This is a genomic window from Sulfurimonas hongkongensis (assembly GCF_000445475.1).
In the GTDB taxonomy this organism is placed as follows: domain Bacteria; phylum Campylobacterota; class Campylobacteria; order Campylobacterales; family Sulfurimonadaceae; genus Sulfurimonas; species Sulfurimonas hongkongensis.
The window spans coordinates 37,353-55,206 of the sequence record NZ_AUPZ01000007.1 but is presented as its reverse complement, the minus strand read 5'-3'; the positions used below and the strand labels follow the sequence as shown (position 1 = coordinate 55,206).

The following is a 17,854-nucleotide window of genomic DNA, read 5'->3' as shown; positions in this document are numbered from 1 at the left end:
TTTCTTCTTAGATGCCATAAAAGCTTCTAAGAAATTCTCTCTCTTTTTCACCTTGTATAAAGATTTTTACTATGGTTTGATTGTTCTCGCCTAGGATTAAAAGATCGCTACCATCTACTCTTAAGTGAGATTTACCCCACTCTTTATCAAGCTCATCTAAGCGATGCAGTACTTCAGCTGCACTTGGCTTTTCTTTGTCACCTGTTTGAGTGTTGATGATGGTTAGTCCACCCATTCTTTTTTCTAATTGATATGGACTATAAACTTTGATAGCTTTATAGATTCTCTCTTCTTTGTGTGCTGGCGTAGCTCTTTGCATAGCAATGTATCCTAGGGCTAAAAACCCAAAAAGTAGTCCAAAAATTAGTCCTTTTTTTACGCTCATATTTTTCTCCATGATTTGATATAGTTTTTTGCTTTAGTTTTAAGCATATTCATTCTCTCTTTTCCTTTTGGAAGTGTAGCACGGAGTTCTTTCATCTCTTTTAAGAACCCACTTACATCCCTTGGGATAATACTCTCTAAGTAGATCTTCAACTGCTTGGCAAAGGCTGGTGACGAGCCATTTGTTGAGATGGCTAGAGTTAAATCACCCTGCTTTATGTATGAAGCAAAAGTAAAGTCACAATGCTCTAAGTTATCAACGCTATTGCAAAGACATTTGTACTCTCTTGACTCTTCATATATATTTTTTGCAAGTGCCCTATCATCTATGGCAATAATGACAATTTCATACTCTTTTATATCACCTACTTTATAAGCTTTTTGCTGATATGAGAGAGATTTTTTCTCTATAGTATAGAGCATGTCATCGCAAAACTCTTGAGAAATGATATGAATATTTTTTGTAAAATCTAAGAGATGCACAAGCTTATTATAGGCGATAATCCCACCACCTATTATGAGTATTCGTTTAGTACGGAGATTTAAAAAAGCTGGAAAGTAAGACATATATCTCTTTTATAATGTTTGCAACATCATAGCATAATAGGTAAAATGACAAACTTGATGTACATCAACGATTATTAATATAGATTATCTTACAATCTTTAGATAAAATTACAACAAAGAACATAAAAATGACAGATGAAATACTCTCTAGAATACAAAAAAAGTTTCCTTTAGTTGCTAAGCCATTTGAGATTATAGCAGATGAGTTAGGCATGAGTGAAGATGAAGTTCTTAGCATTTTACAAGAACAAAAAAAGAAAAATATTATTCGTCAAACTTCGGCTATATTTGATACAAAGAGACTTGGATATAAGTCATCTTTAGTAGCCTTTAAAATCGCAAAAGAGAAGATTAGTGATGCAGTTAAGATTATAAACTCTCATCCTGGTATCTCTCACAATTATGAGCGAAACCATGATTTTAATATCTGGTTTACACTAGCAGTTCCACCCCACTCAAAACTTGGACTTGATGGCACAGTTTCACTTTTAGCTAAACTTACAAAAGCAGATGAATTTATCATGCTACCAACACTAAAACTCTTTAAGATAAATGTCAAACTAAATACAACTGGCAAAGATGAGAAAAAGGAAGAGGTGAAAAAAGTTGTTCATACTGAGATCGAGATGACACCTCTACATCATGCAATAGTAAGAGCTGCTCAGTATGATATAGAGATGATAAGCGAGCCATTTAAAAAGATGGTAGATGAGCTTGGTATCGATTATGAAAAATTTTTCTCAATCTTAAAAGAGCTTCAAGAAGCTGGTGTTATGAGAAGATTTGCTTCTATTTTAAACCATAGAAAAGCAGGGTTTAATGCAAACGCTATGGTTGTTTGGGATGTTGATGAGACAAAAGGCGAGGAAATTGGTGCAAAAGCTGCTGCATTTAGTGCGGTTAGCCACTGCTATCTTCGCCCAAAATATCCAAACTGGCCATATAATCTTTTTACCATGGTTCATGGTAAAACAAAAGAGGAAACAGACTCCATCATCGCTGAGATGGCAAAAGAGATAGAGTCAAAATCGCATATGCCTCTCTATAGCTCAAGAGAGTTTAAAAAAGTTCGTATCGAGTACTTTACTAAAGCTATGGATGAGTGGGAAGAAAAATATCAAAGAGGTGAATCATAATGGAACTATTTATTGAACTAGAGATTGTTTACATAGTCATAGGTATCTTTATACTAAGTGTAACAGCAATTGTCACAACAAGAGAGTTTATGCCAAAAGTTGCATTTAAGAGAGGAATGTTAAGTGTAGGGTCAATCCTAGTTATCATGATTATGGCACACTATTTTATGACGACCTCTCGTATGGAGGGTGTTCAAGCTATCTTTGAGAATGGCGAAACTGTCATTTGTGAGAACAAGATGCAACGAAGCGTCTCAAGATCAGTTTTGCTCTCAAAAGAGTTGGGTTGGAGACTTGAAGACAATAAGTTCAAAAATGATGATTATGAGAGAGATTTTCATAGTTCAAGGTGTATAGAATTTGATGGTATAGAACCAGAGCCAGAAGCGCAATGAAAGAGATACTAAAACGCTATTCTATGGCAATTATCTTTTTGTTTTTAGTTATAGTTTTGATGATAGCAGGGACTATGGGTGTCATGAAATTTGGAGATAAGATGATAAAAGACACAGGTCTTAAAATGAAACCACGAGGAGAGAGTATAAACAGATGAGCTTGAGTATTATTTTAATTGTTGGGATAGTTTTAAGTATAATTTTTCACTTCATAGGTGTTTACGCTGGGGCAAAAAAAACTGTCTGGCTTGTAATCGTCCTTATGTGGGCAGCATCTATAAACATAGCTATGAGCGAAATTAAACCAGCTGGCTATAAAGCTATAAATGAGATGAAAGGTAAGTTTAGCGACACTGATAAACTAATTGATGAAGCGGGAGAAAAAATCTCTGTTTATGAGCTAATCCTTATCAAAAAAAGTTACAATAAAAACGATCCAAAGAGATGAAAAAAAGCATAGGCATCATTGGTTGTGGATGGCTGGGAAAAAAGCTCAAAGAGCAACTAAGTAACTCTTTTGACACTGAGTGCTATAAGAGAAAAACTACAGATACAAAAATTTCATTTTGGCAAAGAGATATCATCATCATCGCCATCAATACAAAAAACAACTATTTACAAACTCTAAAAAAATTCTCTAAACTAATCTCAAATAAAACTACCATCATACTTATGAGTTCCACCTCTGTTTATAGAGAGTTTGATGAAGAAGTTAATGAAGATGCCATCATAACAGAGATAGCACTCCAAAGAGAGGCTGAAATACTTATGCAAGATTTAAACAAAAATCTTATTATTTTGCGTCTTGGCGGTTTGATGGGTGAAGATAGAATTTCAGGTAGATGGAAGAGTGCTTCTTCATTTTGCGACTCGTATGTAAACTACATACACAGAGATGATGTCATCGCCATCACAAAAGAGTTGATAGCTCAAGACATTGTCAGTGGTATCTACAATCTAGTTGCACCTCTGCATCCACTAAGATCTGATGTTCATAAAAAAAACTCTTTAGTCTTTGGCTTTGAGCTTGGTACCTTTGAGGGCAAAAGCCATCGTATAGTAAACTCACAAAAGATTATAGATGAACTTAACTACACCTTTTTACACCCAGATCCTCTGAAATTTTGGGACTAGTTGCTTCTAGCTAGTGCTGCAAAATCTATCTCTTGTTCTTTATTTTCTTCTTTTGCTTTTTTGTCCTCTTCAAAGTTTCCTGTAGTAAAGATGTAGTCACTCTTTTTCAAAGTACACCCTTTCATACCAGGAACACAAGGTTTTTTAACAAGTTTACAATACCCTTTATGGTCATGTTGACAAGTCCATCCCATCTTCTTAGCTCCTTGTTTTTGAGTTGATAATTTTTAGCACTCCATCATCATCTTCATAGAGTTCAAAAGTTTTTTTAGTCATTCTTTCATTAGTTCTAAGCTCTATCTCTCTATTTGGATTGTGAAGTTTATACCTTATATGATTAAAGCCTCTTAGAGGCTCGCCTAGAAGTATTCTAGCCTCAAATATATCTGGATAAGCTTGTTGTATCTTATCTTTTGCCTTATCGTACTGAGCTTGCTTATACTCAAGTTTTTCTTTTAATTTTTTATATTGAACCCTGATGACTTTGCAAATTTTAAAATTTTTTATGAGAGCTGAGGGTATCTCTTCTTTTTCATTTTGATTTTTGATGATGAGATCTTTTATCTTTTGGCACGATTTTAGGCTCTCTTTCACTTTTCTAGCACTAGCTTTAAACTTACTTTGTAGCTCATCAAACTCCTCTTTTATCTTTTTAAAGTATATATCGTCATCTGTTTTGCTATCATCAAAACCACTATTTATCAAAGAGTCCAAGATAAATTCATTCTCCTCACCTTTGACCTTTTGTATCTCTATATATTGAGATGCTTCCATCGTTACATGTGAGCCTAAGGTCTCGATTGTTATTTTTTTTGCTCTTATTCTCCCTCTTGTAGCACTTTTAACTATAGCTTCATCGGCTATAATTTCTCCTCCTTCTAAATTTTTGACCTCAACTTTTCTAGCTATAACTTTTCCCTTGTGAAGGCTGATGGAGGCATTTATGCACTTTATGAAAGATTCTCCATGCGTTTGTCCCTCAACTTTTACTTCTCTAGCTTCTATTTGGGTATTTGGGCCAACACTTCCTTGAATGAAAATATTTTGAACCTTAACCTGCATGCCCTCTTCTATAGCGTCTTCTAAGGGATTGTTTTTTACTACATTTATGGTTATCTCAGAATCTAAGTTAGAGTTAATTGTTCCTGTAGTTTTAAAAGATATCTCATCTACATCTATAGTATTTGCAACATCGTACTCATTACCATTTTTTACAAGATAACCACTTTTTTTTGAGAGATATTTAATGTTATCAAAGCTATCTTGAATCTCTATGCCATCTTCGACTGTAAATGTGGGAGATACATCTAAATTTACACTTTTAACTTCAATGATTTTGCCCTTGCAAGTTCTGCCATGTTTGCCTTGCTGAGGCTTTATAAACTCAAAAAGCTCTTCACCCTCAGAACAACTAAGCATAAAACCTCTGTTTGAGTAGTCAACTCTGCCTGAGCTATCCTCAGCTCCAACACTATTTCTCTCTTCTATGCTCATATGTAGCTGAGCTTCTATAGATTCTACTGCTTCTAAACCTTTTGCTACGAGTATCTTTTTATCCTCTTTAAAAACGACCTTTTTTACTCTTTTTATGGCTTTTACAAACTCTTCTATGCTTGTCTCAAACTCAACATCAAAGAGATAAAACAAGATACCTGCTCTTAGCTTTTTTTCATCTATATAGTCTAGAAAATCATCATAAATATTATCATAATACTCTATCTGAGAACCTCTTTTAATCACAAAGTAAGCAAGAGTTTCATCTTCATTAAATTCTATCTCACTTATCATCCTTAAAAAGGGATACCCTTTATAGTAAGGGCTAACTGTAATGTCATAATGTTGTTCGAGCTCTATAGTTGCATCTCTTAAGTACTCCTCTTCTGTTGCATATTTATTAAGCTCTGCATCAGAGAGCTTAACAAGGCTTGCGTCCTTGTTTTTTGTAAAAGTTTGTATCTCATTGATGCGGATATAGAGTCTTGAGATGGGTATAGAATTTTGTGCAGCAATGCGTAGGAGTTCTTTGTAAACATTGTTTGTTGAGATATCTATAGAGTCAGTCATGTTTAGCTCTTTTGCCTGATTTAAATCAAAATTCGCTTTAATTATACCCATTTCTGTTAAATAATAGATTAGTTCTTTTTATATATAATACCAATATATTTTAAAAAGTGAGAGATAGATGCAAGCAATAGAGCGTTATTTACAGAGCATAAGTGTAGAGAAAAAACCAAACAGTATTTCTGATATAAATGATTTCATTAAAAAACATCTACAATCACTCTACTTTTGCAATATCCCTGTTTTACTTGGCGATGAGATATCCCTAGAGTTAAAAGCAATAGTACAAAAAATGATAGAAGAAAAAAAGGGCGGTTACTGTTTTGAGCATAACAAGCTCATATATGAGGCTTTAAAATATTTTGGCTTTGAAGTAGAGGCTCCATTTGCAAGAGTTTTAAACAACCAAAAGGTAGATGTGCCAAAGACTCATCGCTTTACACTTTTATCTTTTAGGGGCGAGAGATACATCGTAGATGCAGGTTTTTCATTTATGTCACCTAACTCAGCTATCAGATTTGGAGATACTCCAACAAAGACTATATTTGAAAGAGACTATATCGTAAAGGAGCTAGATGCAAATAACTTTGAGCTAACAATGCTACGTAAAGAAGGTCCCTATACTCTCTACTCCTTTGATCTGACTAAACACAACGAGCAAGATTTTGAGATGGGTCACTTTTACTCTTCTAAACATAAAGATGCACCCTTTGTGAACAATCTTGTCCTCTCAAAGATAACAGATAAAAAGATTTACTCCCTAAAAAACAACTCCTATCATGAGATGTCTAAAGAGAAAAAAGATGAAGTTATCATAAAAACCAAAAAAGAGTTCACTTCCATCTTAAGAGAAAAATTTGGGTATAAGATCTCAAATGAAGAGATAAAATATCTGTTTGATAAGTTTATCAGCTAGCAAAACTCGATTTATAGGAATAGGCTTGAGTAGTTGATAAACTTAGATTGTCACGACATAAGGGTGATTAGCACCCTTTTTATTTTGAAAAATAATCTAATATCTTATCATTTGGAGTATTAGCCAAATTTAATTTAAGATTTATTTCCATATTTTCTATATCCTTTTTGTCAAGCAACTCAACAATTTGATTATTAATAGCTTCTGGTGCTGCGAAATACCAAGATGAATGACTATACTTGCCTAAAATCTCAGAAATATGATCTGCAATATCCTGGATTCTTCGGCGCTCTTCTTCAAGTTCAAGATTCTGATTTTCATTAGAGCCACTACTCTGTTTACTTGTAAAATTTCCTTTTCTATCTGAATATTTTTCATCAGCTTTTAAGTAAAAATCAAGATTTTTACTACTCTTAATCATTTCAACAGACTCTCTTTTTAAAGGATCTTGCTTGACTTTAAATAACTTGAAATGTTGTAAATCAACTATTATAATTAAATTTGACTCCATGATAATTCCTTTTTATTTTTAGTTTGAAAACTTATGTTTTCTTTTGATAGAAACTACTAATGCCTCACTGTAGCAGATAATAGGTTAAGTATCAATAAAGATTCTCTGCTCACTTTAAGGATACAAAAGTTTAAACACTTATGCTAAGATTTTTTCTTCTCAAGCCTATCATACATCGCTAACACATTATAGTAATCATCATGAAGGGTAAGGTCTATAAAAAGCTCCTCTTTTTTAAGAACTCTTTGTGCTTTTTCTACGCTTTGTTTTGAAAAAACATTAAAAAGAGCCTCTGAGTAGTCTTCAAAATCAAGTCCCGCTTCTTCCATGTAAATAAGTTCTGAGATGATTTTTGCATCTTTTTTTGTACTAAATTGTAAAAATTCTAGTGCTGCGTCTCTCTCATCCAAAAGAAGATACAGCTGTGCTTTAAACTCTAACATTGTGAAGTTGTCTTTAAAGATAACACCTATGTATTTCTCCATATTCAAAGAGTCATCAAGCGAGATAACTGCTTCTTGTATATCCTCAGCATCATAGTCATTAGGGTTTAAAACCATATCGCGGATAGCTTTTGCACTATTTTTGTTGTTATATACTAAATCTTCTATAGGATAAACCTCTGAGATGCTAGGAATGAGCATCTGACATGAGTAAAAGCCTAGATAATCATACTCCCTTAGATAGATCTCCTTGCCCAGCTCTTTAGCAATACCTGTTAAAAATTCAAACTCATCCATCTCTATATCGTACTTCCAAGGTGAGTATTCAAAACTTTTTTTTGAGCTTAAAAAACCAAACCCTAGCTTCGCATTTGAGTCCACAAAGTGAGACTCTAAGTTGAAGCTATCACGCACTACACTCATATCAAAAGTAGGAGACTCAAAATCATCAAGCCTATCAAGAGAGCGACCCTGCATAAGTTCTGTCATAGTTCGCTCTAGGCTCACTTCAAGGATAGGATGTGCGCCAAAAGAGACAAAGAGAGTTGAGTTTTTTGGATTTATTAGCGAGATAGCAGTGACTGGAAAGACTCCGCGAAGTGAGGCATCAAGAACTTCTACAATATACCCAAGCTTACGGAGCGCTATAACATCTTCATTTAGCTTTGTAAATGGTTCTATAACACTTTGCGGAAACTTTGGCAGAGCGTAGCCATTTTTTATAATCTCAAACTTAACATATCTCTCATAAATCTCACTAAGAGCTTGAACTTGAGCCTCATTTCTTGTATTTCCAGCGGCTAAGCCATTACTAACATAGAGGTTGTGCAAAAGATTTATAGGAAAATATATCTTCTCTTTTGTAGAGAATTTTAGAAATGGTAGTGAGATAACTCTGTCACTATACCCAGAATTAAAGTCAACAAAGTCTTCTCCCATAAGTTCACCACTTGCATCATAAATATCTAGCAACTCCTCATTTAAAAAATCACCATCAAGCTCAAATGCCACTTCATCAGGATAGTGTTTTTGGTTTGGAATGTAAAAATCGCTAAAAAAAAGATTTGTTTGAAGCCTCTCAATATACTCCCCATAAGCGCTAGCCATAGCAGACTCTTTAAGTGTACCTTTTCCATTTGAGTAGATGTGATTTGGAGCTTCATGGGAGCTAAGATTTAGAGAGTAGCAGTTTTGTAGTGGATGATGCCCCTCTGAGATGTTAGTTTTACATCCAATATCTTCTAAGACTTTTTTCATCTTTTTGATCGAGACTTCTAGCGGGGCATCTTTTGATAATATATTCACTGTTTTTCCAATATTTAGATATAAATAAATATATTATACACATAAAGAACTTAGATGGATGAACTTATCTGCTTTTAAAACTCACTCATCCATTTGTCTATTTCTTTTTAGGTCTCTCATAGTAAGCTGAACACCAGCCTTGTGGATTTATAGAACCTTCAACCATTCTACATTCGTTCGTCTTAGGTAAAAAGTGCATACAATCAGCGCAAATCTTCCCATCTTTTGGGGTTTCTTGATAGTTGTACTGAGCCTTGCTTCCTTTTGCGAGTAAAGGTGTGGCACTAAAAGTAGCAAGCCCAAGCACCGCCATATATCTAAAAAACACTCTTCTCGATAAATCTTCCATAATAGCCTCCTAGCTTATGTTAGTATCGCAAAATCGATAAGATTTATTATAACACAAGACTATACTATATGAGACTTTTTTTATTATAATTTAGATATTTTTAAAAAATCCACAAAGAGAATTTTTTAGCTTTTATCTTAGAATTTTTGAGTTTTTCATGCGCTGCATCAATCATAGAACTCTCTATAGCAACATAGCTCTGTCTATCGTAGATATCGATCTTTCCAATGCTACTTCCACTTATATTTGCATCTTTTGTAAGAGCTCCTAAAATATCTCCAGCTCTAAGTTTATCTTTTTTTCCACCCTCGATCACAAGCGTGATAAATTTCGGTTTCATCTCAAATCCGTTTACAACTTTTAACTCACTTATGTCTAAAAACTCTCTTTGGGCATCTCTATACTCATCCGCTTTGTCGCTCTCATAAGCAGTGTAGAGACTAAAAGCCAAACCCTCGCATCCAGCACGACCTGTTCTGCCGATACGGTGAGTGTAGATCTCAGGAGAGTGAGGCAGATCGTAGTTTATAACCATAGTCAGCTCTTTTATGTCTAGTCCACGAGCCGCTACATCTGTTGCTATGAGAATCGGGCAACTCTTGTTTGCAAACTGAACTAAGACATCAGTTCTGTCGTACTGCTCTAAATCTCCGTGAATTGCAAGTGCATCTATCTTTACTTTTTGTAGGTTTTTGGCAAGCTCATCAGCTTCTATCTTTGTGTTTGTAAAGATAATGGCATTGTCTAGTTCAAAATTACTTAGTATCTTGATGATGGCATCTAGCTTGTCATTAGATTCGTAAAATCTCTCTTTTATCTTATTTGCTACCTCTTTTGAAGTTGTTTTTACAAACTCCGCTTCATGCGTGATGGTACTAGCAATATCCTTTACTTCATCAGTATAAGTAGCTGAGAAAAGTAGTGTCTGTTTTCTCTTTTTACAAAATGATAGTATCTCATTTATCTCATCGCTAAAACCCATATCTAACATTCTATCGGCTTCATCAAGGACTAAAATATCAAGCTCATCAAGGCTCAAACTCTCTTTTTTAAGATGCTTTAAAATCCGTCCACAAGTCCCAACAACTATGTGAGCGCCATGTCTTAGAGATCCTAGCTGTGGGCCAAAAGCCGCACCTCCACAAAGAGTTAGAATCTTAACATTGTGAGTAGCCCGAGCTAAGAGTCTAAGCTCTTTTGCCACTTGATCTGCGAGCTCTCTTGTTGGACAAAGCACTAAAGATTGTGGCTTAAACTTTTTAACATCGAGTTTTTCAAGTAGCCCAATTCCAAAAGCTGCAGTCTTACCACTTCCAGTTTTTGCCTGGGCTACTACATCTTTACCCTCTAGTATGAAAGGTAGTGCTTGAGCTTGAGCTTCTGTCATCTCTTTGTAGCCAATATCTTCCAAGTTTGCTAACATCTCTTTTGATAAAGCCAAATTTGAAAATTTCATTAGTATGTCTCCTTAACTCGGCCAACTTCACCACTCATAAGTCGCACTTTTATACCATGAGGATGAGATGGAGATTTTGTAAGAATGTCGCGAACGATACCATCAGTAAGAAGCCCACTCTGTTGATCTTGCTTTAGAACAATAGCCACGCTTTGACCACTTTTTATATCTTTTCTCTTAGTGCCATCCATAACCAAACCTTTAGTTTTTAAGTGTGTGATTATAGCTGTAATCTTCTCAGTTGTCATTAAGCCTTTTAAAGACAAGCCTTTCACCCCTGTGAGTGAATCTCAAAGAGTTAAAACTTTACGAAAAGAAAAAGCTATGACTCAGGCAAAACTAGCAAATCTAAGTGGCATTAGCCGTGTAACGTTGGGCAACATAGAAAGAGATAAGCTTGGAAGTGTATCTGTAAAAACACTCGATATTATCCTTGCTAGTTTGGGGTATGAGCTAGATATAAATTTAACTACTAGGTATGGACTTCCTAGTTTATGATTTTTTAGCTCTTAATGTAGTTACGTCTCTGCAATCAGCTCCTAGATAAAAGCTGATACATCATGATGGAAGCTGCAACGCTGACATTAAAACTCTTAACACCATCAGCCATCTCTATAGTCAGAACTTCATCACACAGATTAAGCACTTCATCTGATATTCCCAAACCTTCATGCCCCATTAAAAGAGCCCATTTTTCGGAAGCTTTTACTTGTGAGAGAAGAGTTGCATCTGGTGTAACTTCTGCAGCAAATACTCTATACCCATTTTTTTTAAGTACCTCTATTGTCTCTCTTATATCTTTATAGATGTGAATTTTTAGCTTGCTCACATACCCCATAGAGACCCTTAAAGCACGTCTACCATAGGGATGCGGTGACTGACGCGATAAGAGATAAGAGTCAACTCCAAGCGCAGCTGCACTTCTTGCAATGGAGCCGACATTTTCTGTAGATGTTATGGCATCTAACATCAAGATGCTCTCTCCTAGTGCCTCTAGCGGAGTCTCATCTGGGCGAACTCCATGTAGCATGCAGTTATGATGAATTTTATGTCCGACAATGCTTTGCATCTCCTCTTTAGTTGCAAGAAAAAGATTCTTAATGTTTTTTAATTCTACAAAATGTGAAAATTCATCATAATACTCTTTTGTTGCCAAGATGCTTTTTACTTCTATATCACTGCCTAAAAGCATATTTACAACCTTAGGGCTATCGGCTATAAAGCTGTTGTCAGCTGTAAAAGCATTATCTCTTAGCTGTTGATAAATAGCTAGTTCTGGAGTGTTTATGTTGTTTATTTTTTTATATTTCATCTTTGCTATAATATCACAAACAGAGGAGTTTCAATGAAATACTCAACATCTTTTCGCATTTGGCACTGGCTAAACGCTCTAGTTATCCTAGGGCTTATCGGCACTGTACTTTTAAGAAAAACTTTTTTAAGTTGGAGGACTAACTCTGAGCTTATCATGTTAGAACTCTCAAAGATTGACATTAGCATAACAAGCGAGCAGGCAAAAGTCATAGCAAAAGCCATCAGGGCAGGTATGTGGGAGTGGCACTATATTTTGGGCTACGCTCTAGTCGCGCTACTCTTGTTTAGAATATTTATACACTTTAAAGAGGGTTCAAAAAAGAGAAGCTTTAGCTCTTTGAGCACTCACAAAAAAGTAGTTCGCATCTCTTACTATATTGTATATGCAACTATCCTTTTTATGAGTGTTAGTGGTTTTACTATGTACTTTTATGAGGCTTTAGGGCTTGCAGAAGAGACAGCTCACAGCATAAAAGAAATCCACGAACTAGTCTATAATATCCTTTTATACTTTGTACCACTACACATTATAGGTGTCTTTATAGCTGAAAACAGAGATGAAAAAGGAATAGTATCGACTATGATAAATGGGGAAAAATAAAAGAAGCCTATGGTTTGATTTTATGCGAGAGGAGAAGTTCTCGCATAAAAATGAAAAAGAATGAAAATTTTGTCTCTAGAGGCTTACGCACCGAATATATCAGTCATCATACCTTGGAACCAGTTGTGTGTTCCTTTTCCAAGTGCTGATGAACGTTTGTTGTTTGCTTTTTTACTCCCTTTGATTTTTTTGATAGCATTCCCTTGAGGATCTTTTGTATCTACAAGAGAAAAAGAAGCTGAGATAGAGATCGCCTCTGTGTCATTGACCATCGAGTAGCAAGTGTTTATAGGTAGTGTTACATTTGCCAACTCTTTGGCGCCATTGATTCTACTTGCAATCTGATCTGCAACAATATGCCCTTGACCATTTGCGATAGAGCCTGATTTTGGATACGGGTATCCACCTACAGAGTCACCAATGACGAAAACTCTCTCATCAGCTTTAGTTTGAAATGTTGGTGCCTTCATCTGCCCCCATCCCGCTCTACCCATAGAAACACCTGCTTTTTCGATTAGCTCTGATGCAGCATTTACGGGGATAAGGTTTGCTGCATCAAACTTGAGAGTTTTCATCGTTGTTTTTAAATCTGCATCTGTTACAGCTACTTTTAACTCCTTTTTATCAAGATCTACACCTTTAACTGAAGAGTTTGGATGATACTCTACGATATCCCCATAGAGTTCTTTATAAGCCGCCATAAAACCCGGTCCTTTTGGCTTTGGACTCTCTTTTGGATCTAAGATAATTACTTTGCCATCGATATCGTTCTTTTTAAAGTAGTTTGCAATTAGTGCGGCTCGCTCATAGGGTGCTGGTGGGCATCTATAGGCACCATCAGGGATAGAGATGATAAAGTTACCTCCGTCAAACTCTTCTAATATCTTCTTAAGTGCCGCGTGTTCACTTCCTTGAATCAGAGCTGGCGGACACTCTTGTCGGCACCTCTCGGACATCTGTGCATCATCGCCAAACCAGCTAGAGTAGTCATAACGAATCCCAGGAGAGAGAACAAGATAATCATAGTCGATTGTACCGTTAGCCGTTGCAACTGTTTTTGATTTACGATCAATATCTGTTACAGTTGTTTGGAGCATCGTATATCCATACTCTTTTGCCCCAGTAAAAAAATCACGAGTTAAAAAGTCAAGTGGAATCTCCCCTACAATCCACTCGTTTGAGATTGGACATGAAGTAAATACAGCTCTTTTTTCAAGGACTACAACCTCAGCGTCAGGTGCTTTTTTCTTGATGTTTCGTGCAGCTGTTAGACCACCCCACCCACCACCAACAATCACAACTCTTTTGCCAGTTGATTTTGGCATCAGTTTTTTTACTCTTTCATCTGTTTTTGAGTCAGATGTCACAGCCGCAATAGCACCACTTCCAGTTACTGCAAAAGTTGCAACACTCAGACCTGAGGCCTTGAGTAAATTCCTTCTTGATATATCCATATCTCTCTCCTTTGTCTATTTTCGATTTTTTAAAATGTATACGATGCGATCGCACGAAAGTGATTCATTTTTCTCTCAGGTGTTTTTGCAATTACTCGCCCATTGTATTCACTTGTGCGTATCGCATTAAACACTTTAAACATCCACTCTTTATTTGGTTTATAGACTAACACTGTATCTATCTCTGTAGCATCTTCTAAAGCTGTATTTGGCGTTGTAGTTGTTGCGCCCCCTAGAGTACTTTTTGATTTTCCATAGTCTGCATAATTGACCATAAGCTTCAAGCCTTTCATAAACACATAATGTACACCCACTTTATATGCACTTACATCCGTACGGTAAGCATTACGCGAGAAGATAGAGCTTGTGTACGCTGGATCAGCTCCCCAAGCATTGAAGTACTGCCCTTTTGTTCCCTCGGCATCTCCAGATTTGTTATAAGCAATAAAAGCGCCCCATTTTTTATTGCCTAGGGCTACTTTTGCGCCCAGCATATTAAAATCTCTCTCCCCTGCAAGTGAATCTCCTGTATCCTTTTGCACTAGATACTGAGCGTTCATATTTAGCTTGATACCCTTAGCTACTGGCATACCATACTTGAGTTCCCCGTAAAAATCGTTTGCAATATCAGCAGAACGATACATCCATAAATCTACACTTAAGTTTTTTACTCCTGTATAAGTAGCTCCAATCATAGAGCGACCATCTGTCTCTTTTCCTAAACCTGCAATAATTCCCATATTATAAAACTTTGCTTGCTCCATATTGCCACCAAAACTTACAAGCTTACTATTTGCAAAACCAACACCTGCTGTTCCCGTGTTTTCACCTATCACACCCGCATCAGGCGCTGCACGAGAACCTAAAGACATTTTTGTGATATGTCCAGCAGTAAGACGAAGACCATCTATTACCTCTGTACCTAACATATATGCTTCATAAAAATTTGGAGTGAGTGATGTCTGAATCTGTGTAAGTGGTGTTTTAAGTATTTGACGCCCTAATGTTGCATCAAAATATTGATGTTTATAAGAGAGATACAATTCACCTAGTACCCCTTTTGATGCACCACCAGCATCTGTGACCATGCCATAGGCTCCTTTGTTATATCCATCTGCTGCATTATTTTCATCCCACTCAGTGAGTCCTGCGTCCCCATTGATATAAGTAGCTACTCCTATTTTAAGCCCCTGTGTTAAAATATCCGCTGTCTCATATTTGAGCTTTACAAGATACCCCGTTCCATTTGAAGGTGCAAAACCATTCTCTTTATCACTTAAAACCGTCATTGCTTTAAACTGCATTGTTAATTCGCCTGCGTCTTTACCGCCTACTTCAATATTAGCTCCCATTACTTGCGTTGCAACAACTGCACTTAGTGATAAAACTATCCCTTTTTTCATCTCTTATCTCCTTAAGATTTTTAATTACAACTCAATTCTACTTGTCCTAGATGAAAAAATCATTAAAATGTGATAACTTTTTATTATAAAAGAATCTATATAGATATAATTAACTATAATAGTTGTCATGAGAATACTTATAATAGAAGATGATAATAAAATGAGAACCATGCTATGTGATGCTCTTGCACCTTTTTACATAGTTGATGCTTTGAGTTCGCTTGAAGAGGCCTATGCTTATATAGAGAGCTTCGCTTATGAGGCGCTTTTGCTTGATAGGAATCTCTCGGGAGTGGATGAAGGTATGGAGATTATTCCAAAGCTCAAAAAATTACAGCCCTCGTGTGCCGTGATAATTGCAAGTGCGTATGGAGGAGTAGAGGAGCGGATTAGTGGCTTGAGTGCTGGGGCAGATGACTATCTTGAGAAGCCTTACGACCTACGCGAACTCAAGATGCGTATTGACGCTCTTGTTCATCGCTATTGCCCTGATATCATTGAAATAGATGGACTTTACATTGACATCAAACTTGAACAACTGCACTATGAGCAACAGCCTCTACGTCTTTCCAAAAAAGAGCATGATCTTCTCTTTTTTCTCGCTGCTCACCCTGATAAAATTTTAACACGTGACGATATCACTAATGCGATCTATAACGACCCCACTTCTATGAGTTCTAACACTATTGATGTAGTCATTAGCAATATCCGTAAAAAACTTCCCATAAACCCCATAGAGACACTCAAAGGAAGAGGCTATGCTCTTAAAAACATTTAAAGGAAGGATATTAGCCGTATCTTTAGGGATGACAATCGTCTCTGTTCTTATTTTTGGCTATGGGCTCTCTGGCATATACCATCAGCATATGCACAAATGCCTCAACAGAAGCCTCTCCTTTTTGACAAATATGCTCTCTATTGAGTTTGATACAAAAGAGTATTCTAAGACAATGCAAACACAGATGTATCAGCATCCACAACTTCTAAATGTACTCCAAGGGGGACTGATTTATGATATCAAAATAGAGATGCTCTCCTATAAACCTCTCTCAAATAAAGAGCGTATCTATCAGTTTAAAAAACTCGGTAACGAAGGCTACTTTACTGTAAGCTCTTCGACTGAAAAGATTAACGAAGAGCTTGTCAGCATGGTCAGTGACCGATGGGTTTTTTTTATCTTTGGCTTTGTTTTTACATCTCTTCTTATCTACTTTCTTGTACGCCTTTTGTTTATTCCATTTAATAAGCTCGTAAACCACTGTCTCACTTGTGAAGACCCTGACAAAAAGCCCGAGGGAGTAACTGGTGGATCGGAGATTATCACACTTCGTGATGCAATTGCCTCGCTCCAACAACGCATCAGCCGGCTACAAAAAGCACAGCATGAGTCGATGAAAGCACTTACTCATGAGCTAAAAACTCCTCTTGCTCAACTACGTTTGCGTATCGATTTGGCAAATCAAAAAGGAAAATGGAGTGAAGAATCGATTGAGGAAGCAAAAAAAGAGATAGATGAAATCTCACATAAGATTACAAAAATTTTGCATTCACGTAAAGTCAGCCAAAAGGTAGAAAAAACACACCTTAAAAAATCTGTTTTGTATCTCATAGATGAGCTCCAACCTTTATGGGAACATAGAGGGCTCACATTTGAGATAGACATGTCGCAAGATAAGGTTTTAAATCTTCCAGTTGAAGCCTATCAAAGAGTGCTACGTATTCTTATTGAGAACACTATCAACCATAGTCTCAAAGGAGCAACAATTCATATCCATTGCAGACAAGCTGTCTTAACAATTACAAACCCAATCTCTAGGGAGAAAAATAAAATTATTGACTCCACAGGCAAAGGTTTAGAGATTGTAAAGACTCTTTGTAACTACTATAAATGGGAATTTGATGCCCATAGCATAGATTCAAAGTATCAGATTGTGCTACGGCTATAATGCCCTTAAAAATCAAAATACCAATTTGTGATATACTATATTTTATAAAACAAGGCGGTTTTAGCAAAACAAAGTGTTTGCTAATAGATAGTTAGAGTTTTGCCTTTTTGTATAAACTTCTAACTTTTAATCACTAAGGAGAATTATCATGAAAAATATACTCAAATCCATGTTGTTGTTATCTTTTTTGTCACTTGGATCTATTAGCTGTGTGCAAGCAGCAGATATGAAAAGCACCCAAGACTATATGCCAAGTTTGATCACTAAAACTCCTCTTGAAGGGCGTATGCTTGCTATAAAAATGGTAAGAAAAACAATAGGTGCTATTCAGCAAGATCCAAAAATTAAACAAGCCGTTAGAAAAAAATACCAAGATGACCCTGAACTCTTAATGTACGCAGTGGAGCTAGTAGCAATTGAGTTTAAAACCATAGCTATTGCAAACAACTATTGGCGATAAGCCTAACAATACAAGCCGA

Annotated in this window: 23 protein-coding genes; 11 read left to right on the top strand and 12 right to left on the bottom strand. The window is 36.1% G+C overall.

What is annotated here, in order from left to right; genetic code table 11:
- Positions 1–7: 7 nt before the first annotated feature.
- A complete protein-coding gene (locus M947_RS17485; RefSeq protein WP_021287385.1) occupies positions 8–385 on the bottom strand; it encodes a hypothetical protein in 378 nt (125 codons plus the stop codon).
- Positions 382–951, bottom strand: a complete 570-nt coding sequence (locus M947_RS17480) for a precorrin-2 dehydrogenase/sirohydrochlorin ferrochelatase family protein (protein ID WP_021287384.1) — start codon at positions 949–951, stop codon at positions 382–384. The genes M947_RS17485 and M947_RS17480 overlap by 4 nt, the downstream gene beginning before the upstream one ends.
- A 128-nt stretch (positions 952–1,079) precedes the next feature.
- On the opposite strand from M947_RS17480, the gene ahbA reads away from it, so the two are divergent.
- The 5 genes from ahbA to M947_RS17460 are packed head-to-tail and all read left to right on the top strand — an operon-like array spanning position 1,080 to position 3,616.
- Positions 1,080–2,087 carry a siroheme decarboxylase subunit alpha gene (ahbA, locus tag M947_RS17475; RefSeq protein ID WP_021287383.1) on the top strand — a complete coding sequence of 336 codons (1,008 nt, stop codon included), beginning with the start codon at positions 1,080–1,082 and terminating at the stop codon, positions 2,085–2,087.
- Complete coding sequence (locus M947_RS17470; RefSeq protein ID WP_021287382.1) at positions 2,087–2,482, top strand: hypothetical protein; 396 nt, start codon at positions 2,087–2,089, stop codon at positions 2,480–2,482. The genes ahbA and M947_RS17470 overlap by 1 nt, the downstream gene beginning before the upstream one ends.
- Positions 2,479–2,640, top strand: a complete 162-nt coding sequence (locus M947_RS23610) for a hypothetical protein (RefSeq protein ID WP_021287381.1) — start codon at positions 2,479–2,481, stop codon at positions 2,638–2,640. The genes M947_RS17470 and M947_RS23610 overlap by 4 nt, the downstream gene beginning before the upstream one ends.
- Complete coding sequence (locus tag M947_RS17465; protein ID WP_021287380.1) at positions 2,637–2,930, top strand: hypothetical protein; 294 nt, start codon at positions 2,637–2,639, stop codon at positions 2,928–2,930. The genes M947_RS23610 and M947_RS17465 overlap by 4 nt, the downstream gene beginning before the upstream one ends.
- Positions 2,927–3,616: a Rossmann-fold NAD(P)-binding domain-containing protein gene (locus tag M947_RS17460; protein ID WP_021287379.1), complete on the top strand. Its 690-nt coding sequence runs from the start codon at positions 2,927–2,929 to the stop codon at positions 3,614–3,616. Before M947_RS17465 ends, M947_RS17460 begins: the two co-directional genes overlap by 4 nt.
- On the opposite strand, the gene M947_RS17455 is transcribed toward M947_RS17460, so the two are convergent.
- Complete coding sequence (locus M947_RS17455; RefSeq protein WP_021287378.1) at positions 3,613–3,810, bottom strand: hypothetical protein; 198 nt, start codon at positions 3,808–3,810, stop codon at positions 3,613–3,615. The two genes, M947_RS17460 and M947_RS17455, sit on opposite strands and share 4 nt — an antisense overlap.
- A gap of 4 nt (positions 3,811–3,814) precedes the next feature.
- On the bottom strand, positions 3,815–5,680 hold the full coding sequence (locus M947_RS17450) for a flagellar assembly protein A (protein ID WP_031347953.1): 1,866 nt from the start codon (positions 5,678–5,680) through the stop codon (positions 3,815–3,817).
- A 118-nt stretch (positions 5,681–5,798) separates the two neighbouring features.
- Here M947_RS17450 and M947_RS17445 point away from each other — a divergent pair, with 118 nt between their 5' ends.
- Positions 5,799–6,593, top strand: coding sequence for an arylamine N-acetyltransferase family protein (locus M947_RS17445; protein WP_021287376.1), 795 nt, complete (start codon positions 5,799–5,801; stop codon positions 6,591–6,593).
- Positions 6,594–6,672: 79 nt separating this feature from the next.
- On the opposite strand, the gene M947_RS17440 is transcribed toward M947_RS17445, so the two are convergent.
- The 5 genes from M947_RS17440 to M947_RS0111935 form a co-directional block, all read right to left on the bottom strand.
- The gene (locus M947_RS17440) at positions 6,673–7,104 is read right to left on the bottom strand and encodes a host attachment protein (protein ID WP_021287375.1); all 432 of its coding nucleotides are present in this window, start codon (positions 7,102–7,104) and stop codon (positions 6,673–6,675) included.
- A gap of 143 nt (positions 7,105–7,247) precedes the next feature.
- A complete protein-coding gene (locus tag M947_RS17435; RefSeq protein ID WP_021287374.1) occupies positions 7,248–8,852 on the bottom strand; it encodes a YcaO-like family protein in 1,605 nt (534 codons plus the stop codon).
- 97 nt (positions 8,853–8,949) lie between these two features.
- Positions 8,950–9,201 (bottom strand): high-potential iron-sulfur protein, encoded by a 252-nt coding sequence (locus tag M947_RS17430; RefSeq protein ID WP_021287373.1) that lies wholly within the window; start codon positions 9,199–9,201, stop codon positions 8,950–8,952.
- Positions 9,202–9,301: 100 nt separating this feature from the next.
- Positions 9,302–10,657, bottom strand: coding sequence for an ATP-dependent RNA helicase DbpA (gene dbpA, locus M947_RS17425; RefSeq protein WP_021287372.1), 1,356 nt, complete (start codon positions 10,655–10,657; stop codon positions 9,302–9,304).
- A complete protein-coding gene (locus M947_RS0111935) occupies positions 10,657–10,848 on the bottom strand; it encodes a YwbE family protein (protein WP_031347951.1) in 192 nt (63 codons plus the stop codon). Before M947_RS0111935 ends, dbpA begins: the two co-directional genes overlap by 1 nt.
- Positions 10,849–10,873: 25 nt before the next feature.
- On the opposite strand from M947_RS0111935, the gene M947_RS23660 reads away from it, so the two are divergent.
- Complete coding sequence (locus tag M947_RS23660) at positions 10,874–11,155, top strand: helix-turn-helix domain-containing protein (RefSeq protein WP_223175385.1); 282 nt, start codon at positions 10,874–10,876, stop codon at positions 11,153–11,155.
- A 34-nt stretch (positions 11,156–11,189) separates the two neighbouring features.
- On the opposite strand, the gene M947_RS17420 is transcribed toward M947_RS23660, so the two are convergent.
- Positions 11,190–11,969: a TrmH family RNA methyltransferase gene (locus tag M947_RS17420; protein ID WP_021287369.1), complete on the bottom strand. Its 780-nt coding sequence runs from the start codon at positions 11,967–11,969 to the stop codon at positions 11,190–11,192.
- Positions 11,970–12,002: 33 nt separating this feature from the next.
- On the opposite strand from M947_RS17420, the gene M947_RS17415 reads away from it, so the two are divergent.
- Positions 12,003–12,572 carry a cytochrome b/b6 domain-containing protein gene (locus M947_RS17415; protein ID WP_021287368.1) on the top strand — a complete coding sequence of 190 codons (570 nt, stop codon included), beginning with the start codon at positions 12,003–12,005 and terminating at the stop codon, positions 12,570–12,572.
- A gap of 83 nt (positions 12,573–12,655) precedes the next feature.
- Here the strand turns inward: M947_RS17415 and M947_RS17410 are convergent, their stop codons facing one another.
- Together M947_RS17410 and M947_RS17405 are read right to left on the bottom strand one after the other, a co-directional pair.
- Positions 12,656–14,026 carry an FAD-dependent oxidoreductase gene (locus M947_RS17410; RefSeq protein ID WP_021287367.1) on the bottom strand — a complete coding sequence of 457 codons (1,371 nt, stop codon included), beginning with the start codon at positions 14,024–14,026 and terminating at the stop codon, positions 12,656–12,658.
- 29 nt (positions 14,027–14,055) lie between these two features.
- On the bottom strand, positions 14,056–15,429 hold the full coding sequence (locus M947_RS17405; protein ID WP_021287366.1) for an OprD family outer membrane porin: 1,374 nt from the start codon (positions 15,427–15,429) through the stop codon (positions 14,056–14,058).
- A gap of 127 nt (positions 15,430–15,556) precedes the next feature.
- Between M947_RS17405 and M947_RS17400 the strand changes: the two genes are divergently transcribed.
- The 3 genes from M947_RS17400 (at position 15,557) to M947_RS0111930 (ending at position 17,835) form a co-directional block, all read left to right on the top strand.
- On the top strand, positions 15,557–16,207 hold the full coding sequence (locus M947_RS17400; protein WP_021287365.1) for a response regulator transcription factor: 651 nt from the start codon (positions 15,557–15,559) through the stop codon (positions 16,205–16,207).
- On the top strand, positions 16,188–17,375 hold the full coding sequence (locus tag M947_RS17395) for a sensor histidine kinase (protein WP_021287364.1): 1,188 nt from the start codon (positions 16,188–16,190) through the stop codon (positions 17,373–17,375). Before M947_RS17400 ends, M947_RS17395 begins: the two co-directional genes overlap by 20 nt.
- Before the next feature lie 148 nt (positions 17,376–17,523).
- Positions 17,524–17,835: a hexameric tyrosine-coordinated heme protein gene (locus M947_RS0111930; RefSeq protein WP_021287363.1), complete on the top strand. Its 312-nt coding sequence runs from the start codon at positions 17,524–17,526 to the stop codon at positions 17,833–17,835.
- The last annotated feature ends 19 nt before the right edge of the window (positions 17,836–17,854 follow it).

Coding starts and splice junctions, on each gene's coding strand:
- M947_RS17485 (WP_021287385.1), bottom strand. CDS start 385: ATGAGCGTAAAAAAAGGACTAATTTTTGGACTACTTTTTGGGTTTTTA.
- M947_RS17480 (WP_021287384.1), bottom strand. CDS start 951: ATGTCTTACTTTCCAGCTTTTTTAAATCTCCGTACTAAACGAATACTC.
- ahbA (WP_021287383.1), top strand. CDS start 1,080: ATGACAGATGAAATACTCTCTAGAATACAAAAAAAGTTTCCTTTAGTT.
- M947_RS17470 (WP_021287382.1), top strand. CDS start 2,087: ATGGAACTATTTATTGAACTAGAGATTGTTTACATAGTCATAGGTATC.
- M947_RS23610 (WP_021287381.1), top strand. CDS start 2,479: ATGAAAGAGATACTAAAACGCTATTCTATGGCAATTATCTTTTTGTTT.
- M947_RS17465 (WP_021287380.1), top strand. CDS start 2,637: ATGAGCTTGAGTATTATTTTAATTGTTGGGATAGTTTTAAGTATAATT.
- M947_RS17460 (WP_021287379.1), top strand. CDS start 2,927: ATGAAAAAAAGCATAGGCATCATTGGTTGTGGATGGCTGGGAAAAAAG.
- M947_RS17455 (WP_021287378.1), bottom strand. CDS start 3,810: ATGGGATGGACTTGTCAACATGACCATAAAGGGTATTGTAAACTTGTT.
- M947_RS17450 (WP_031347953.1), bottom strand. CDS start 5,680: ATGACTGACTCTATAGATATCTCAACAAACAATGTTTACAAAGAACTC.
- M947_RS17445 (WP_021287376.1), top strand. CDS start 5,799: ATGCAAGCAATAGAGCGTTATTTACAGAGCATAAGTGTAGAGAAAAAA.
- M947_RS17440 (WP_021287375.1), bottom strand. CDS start 7,104: ATGGAGTCAAATTTAATTATAATAGTTGATTTACAACATTTCAAGTTA.
- M947_RS17430 (WP_021287373.1), bottom strand. CDS start 9,201: ATGGAAGATTTATCGAGAAGAGTGTTTTTTAGATATATGGCGGTGCTT.
- dbpA (WP_021287372.1), bottom strand. CDS start 10,657: ATGAAATTTTCAAATTTGGCTTTATCAAAAGAGATGTTAGCAAACTTG.
- M947_RS0111935 (WP_031347951.1), bottom strand. CDS start 10,848: ATGGATGGCACTAAGAGAAAAGATATAAAAAGTGGTCAAAGCGTGGCT.
- M947_RS17420 (WP_021287369.1), bottom strand. CDS start 11,969: ATGAAATATAAAAAAATAAACAACATAAACACTCCAGAACTAGCTATT.
- M947_RS17415 (WP_021287368.1), top strand. CDS start 12,003: ATGAAATACTCAACATCTTTTCGCATTTGGCACTGGCTAAACGCTCTA.
- M947_RS17410 (WP_021287367.1), bottom strand. CDS start 14,026: ATGGATATATCAAGAAGGAATTTACTCAAGGCCTCAGGTCTGAGTGTT.
- M947_RS17405 (WP_021287366.1), bottom strand. CDS start 15,429: ATGAAAAAAGGGATAGTTTTATCACTAAGTGCAGTTGTTGCAACGCAA.
- M947_RS17400 (WP_021287365.1), top strand. CDS start 15,557: ATGAGAATACTTATAATAGAAGATGATAATAAAATGAGAACCATGCTA.
- M947_RS17395 (WP_021287364.1), top strand. CDS start 16,188: ATGCTCTTAAAAACATTTAAAGGAAGGATATTAGCCGTATCTTTAGGG.
- M947_RS0111930 (WP_021287363.1), top strand. CDS start 17,524: ATGAAAAATATACTCAAATCCATGTTGTTGTTATCTTTTTTGTCACTT.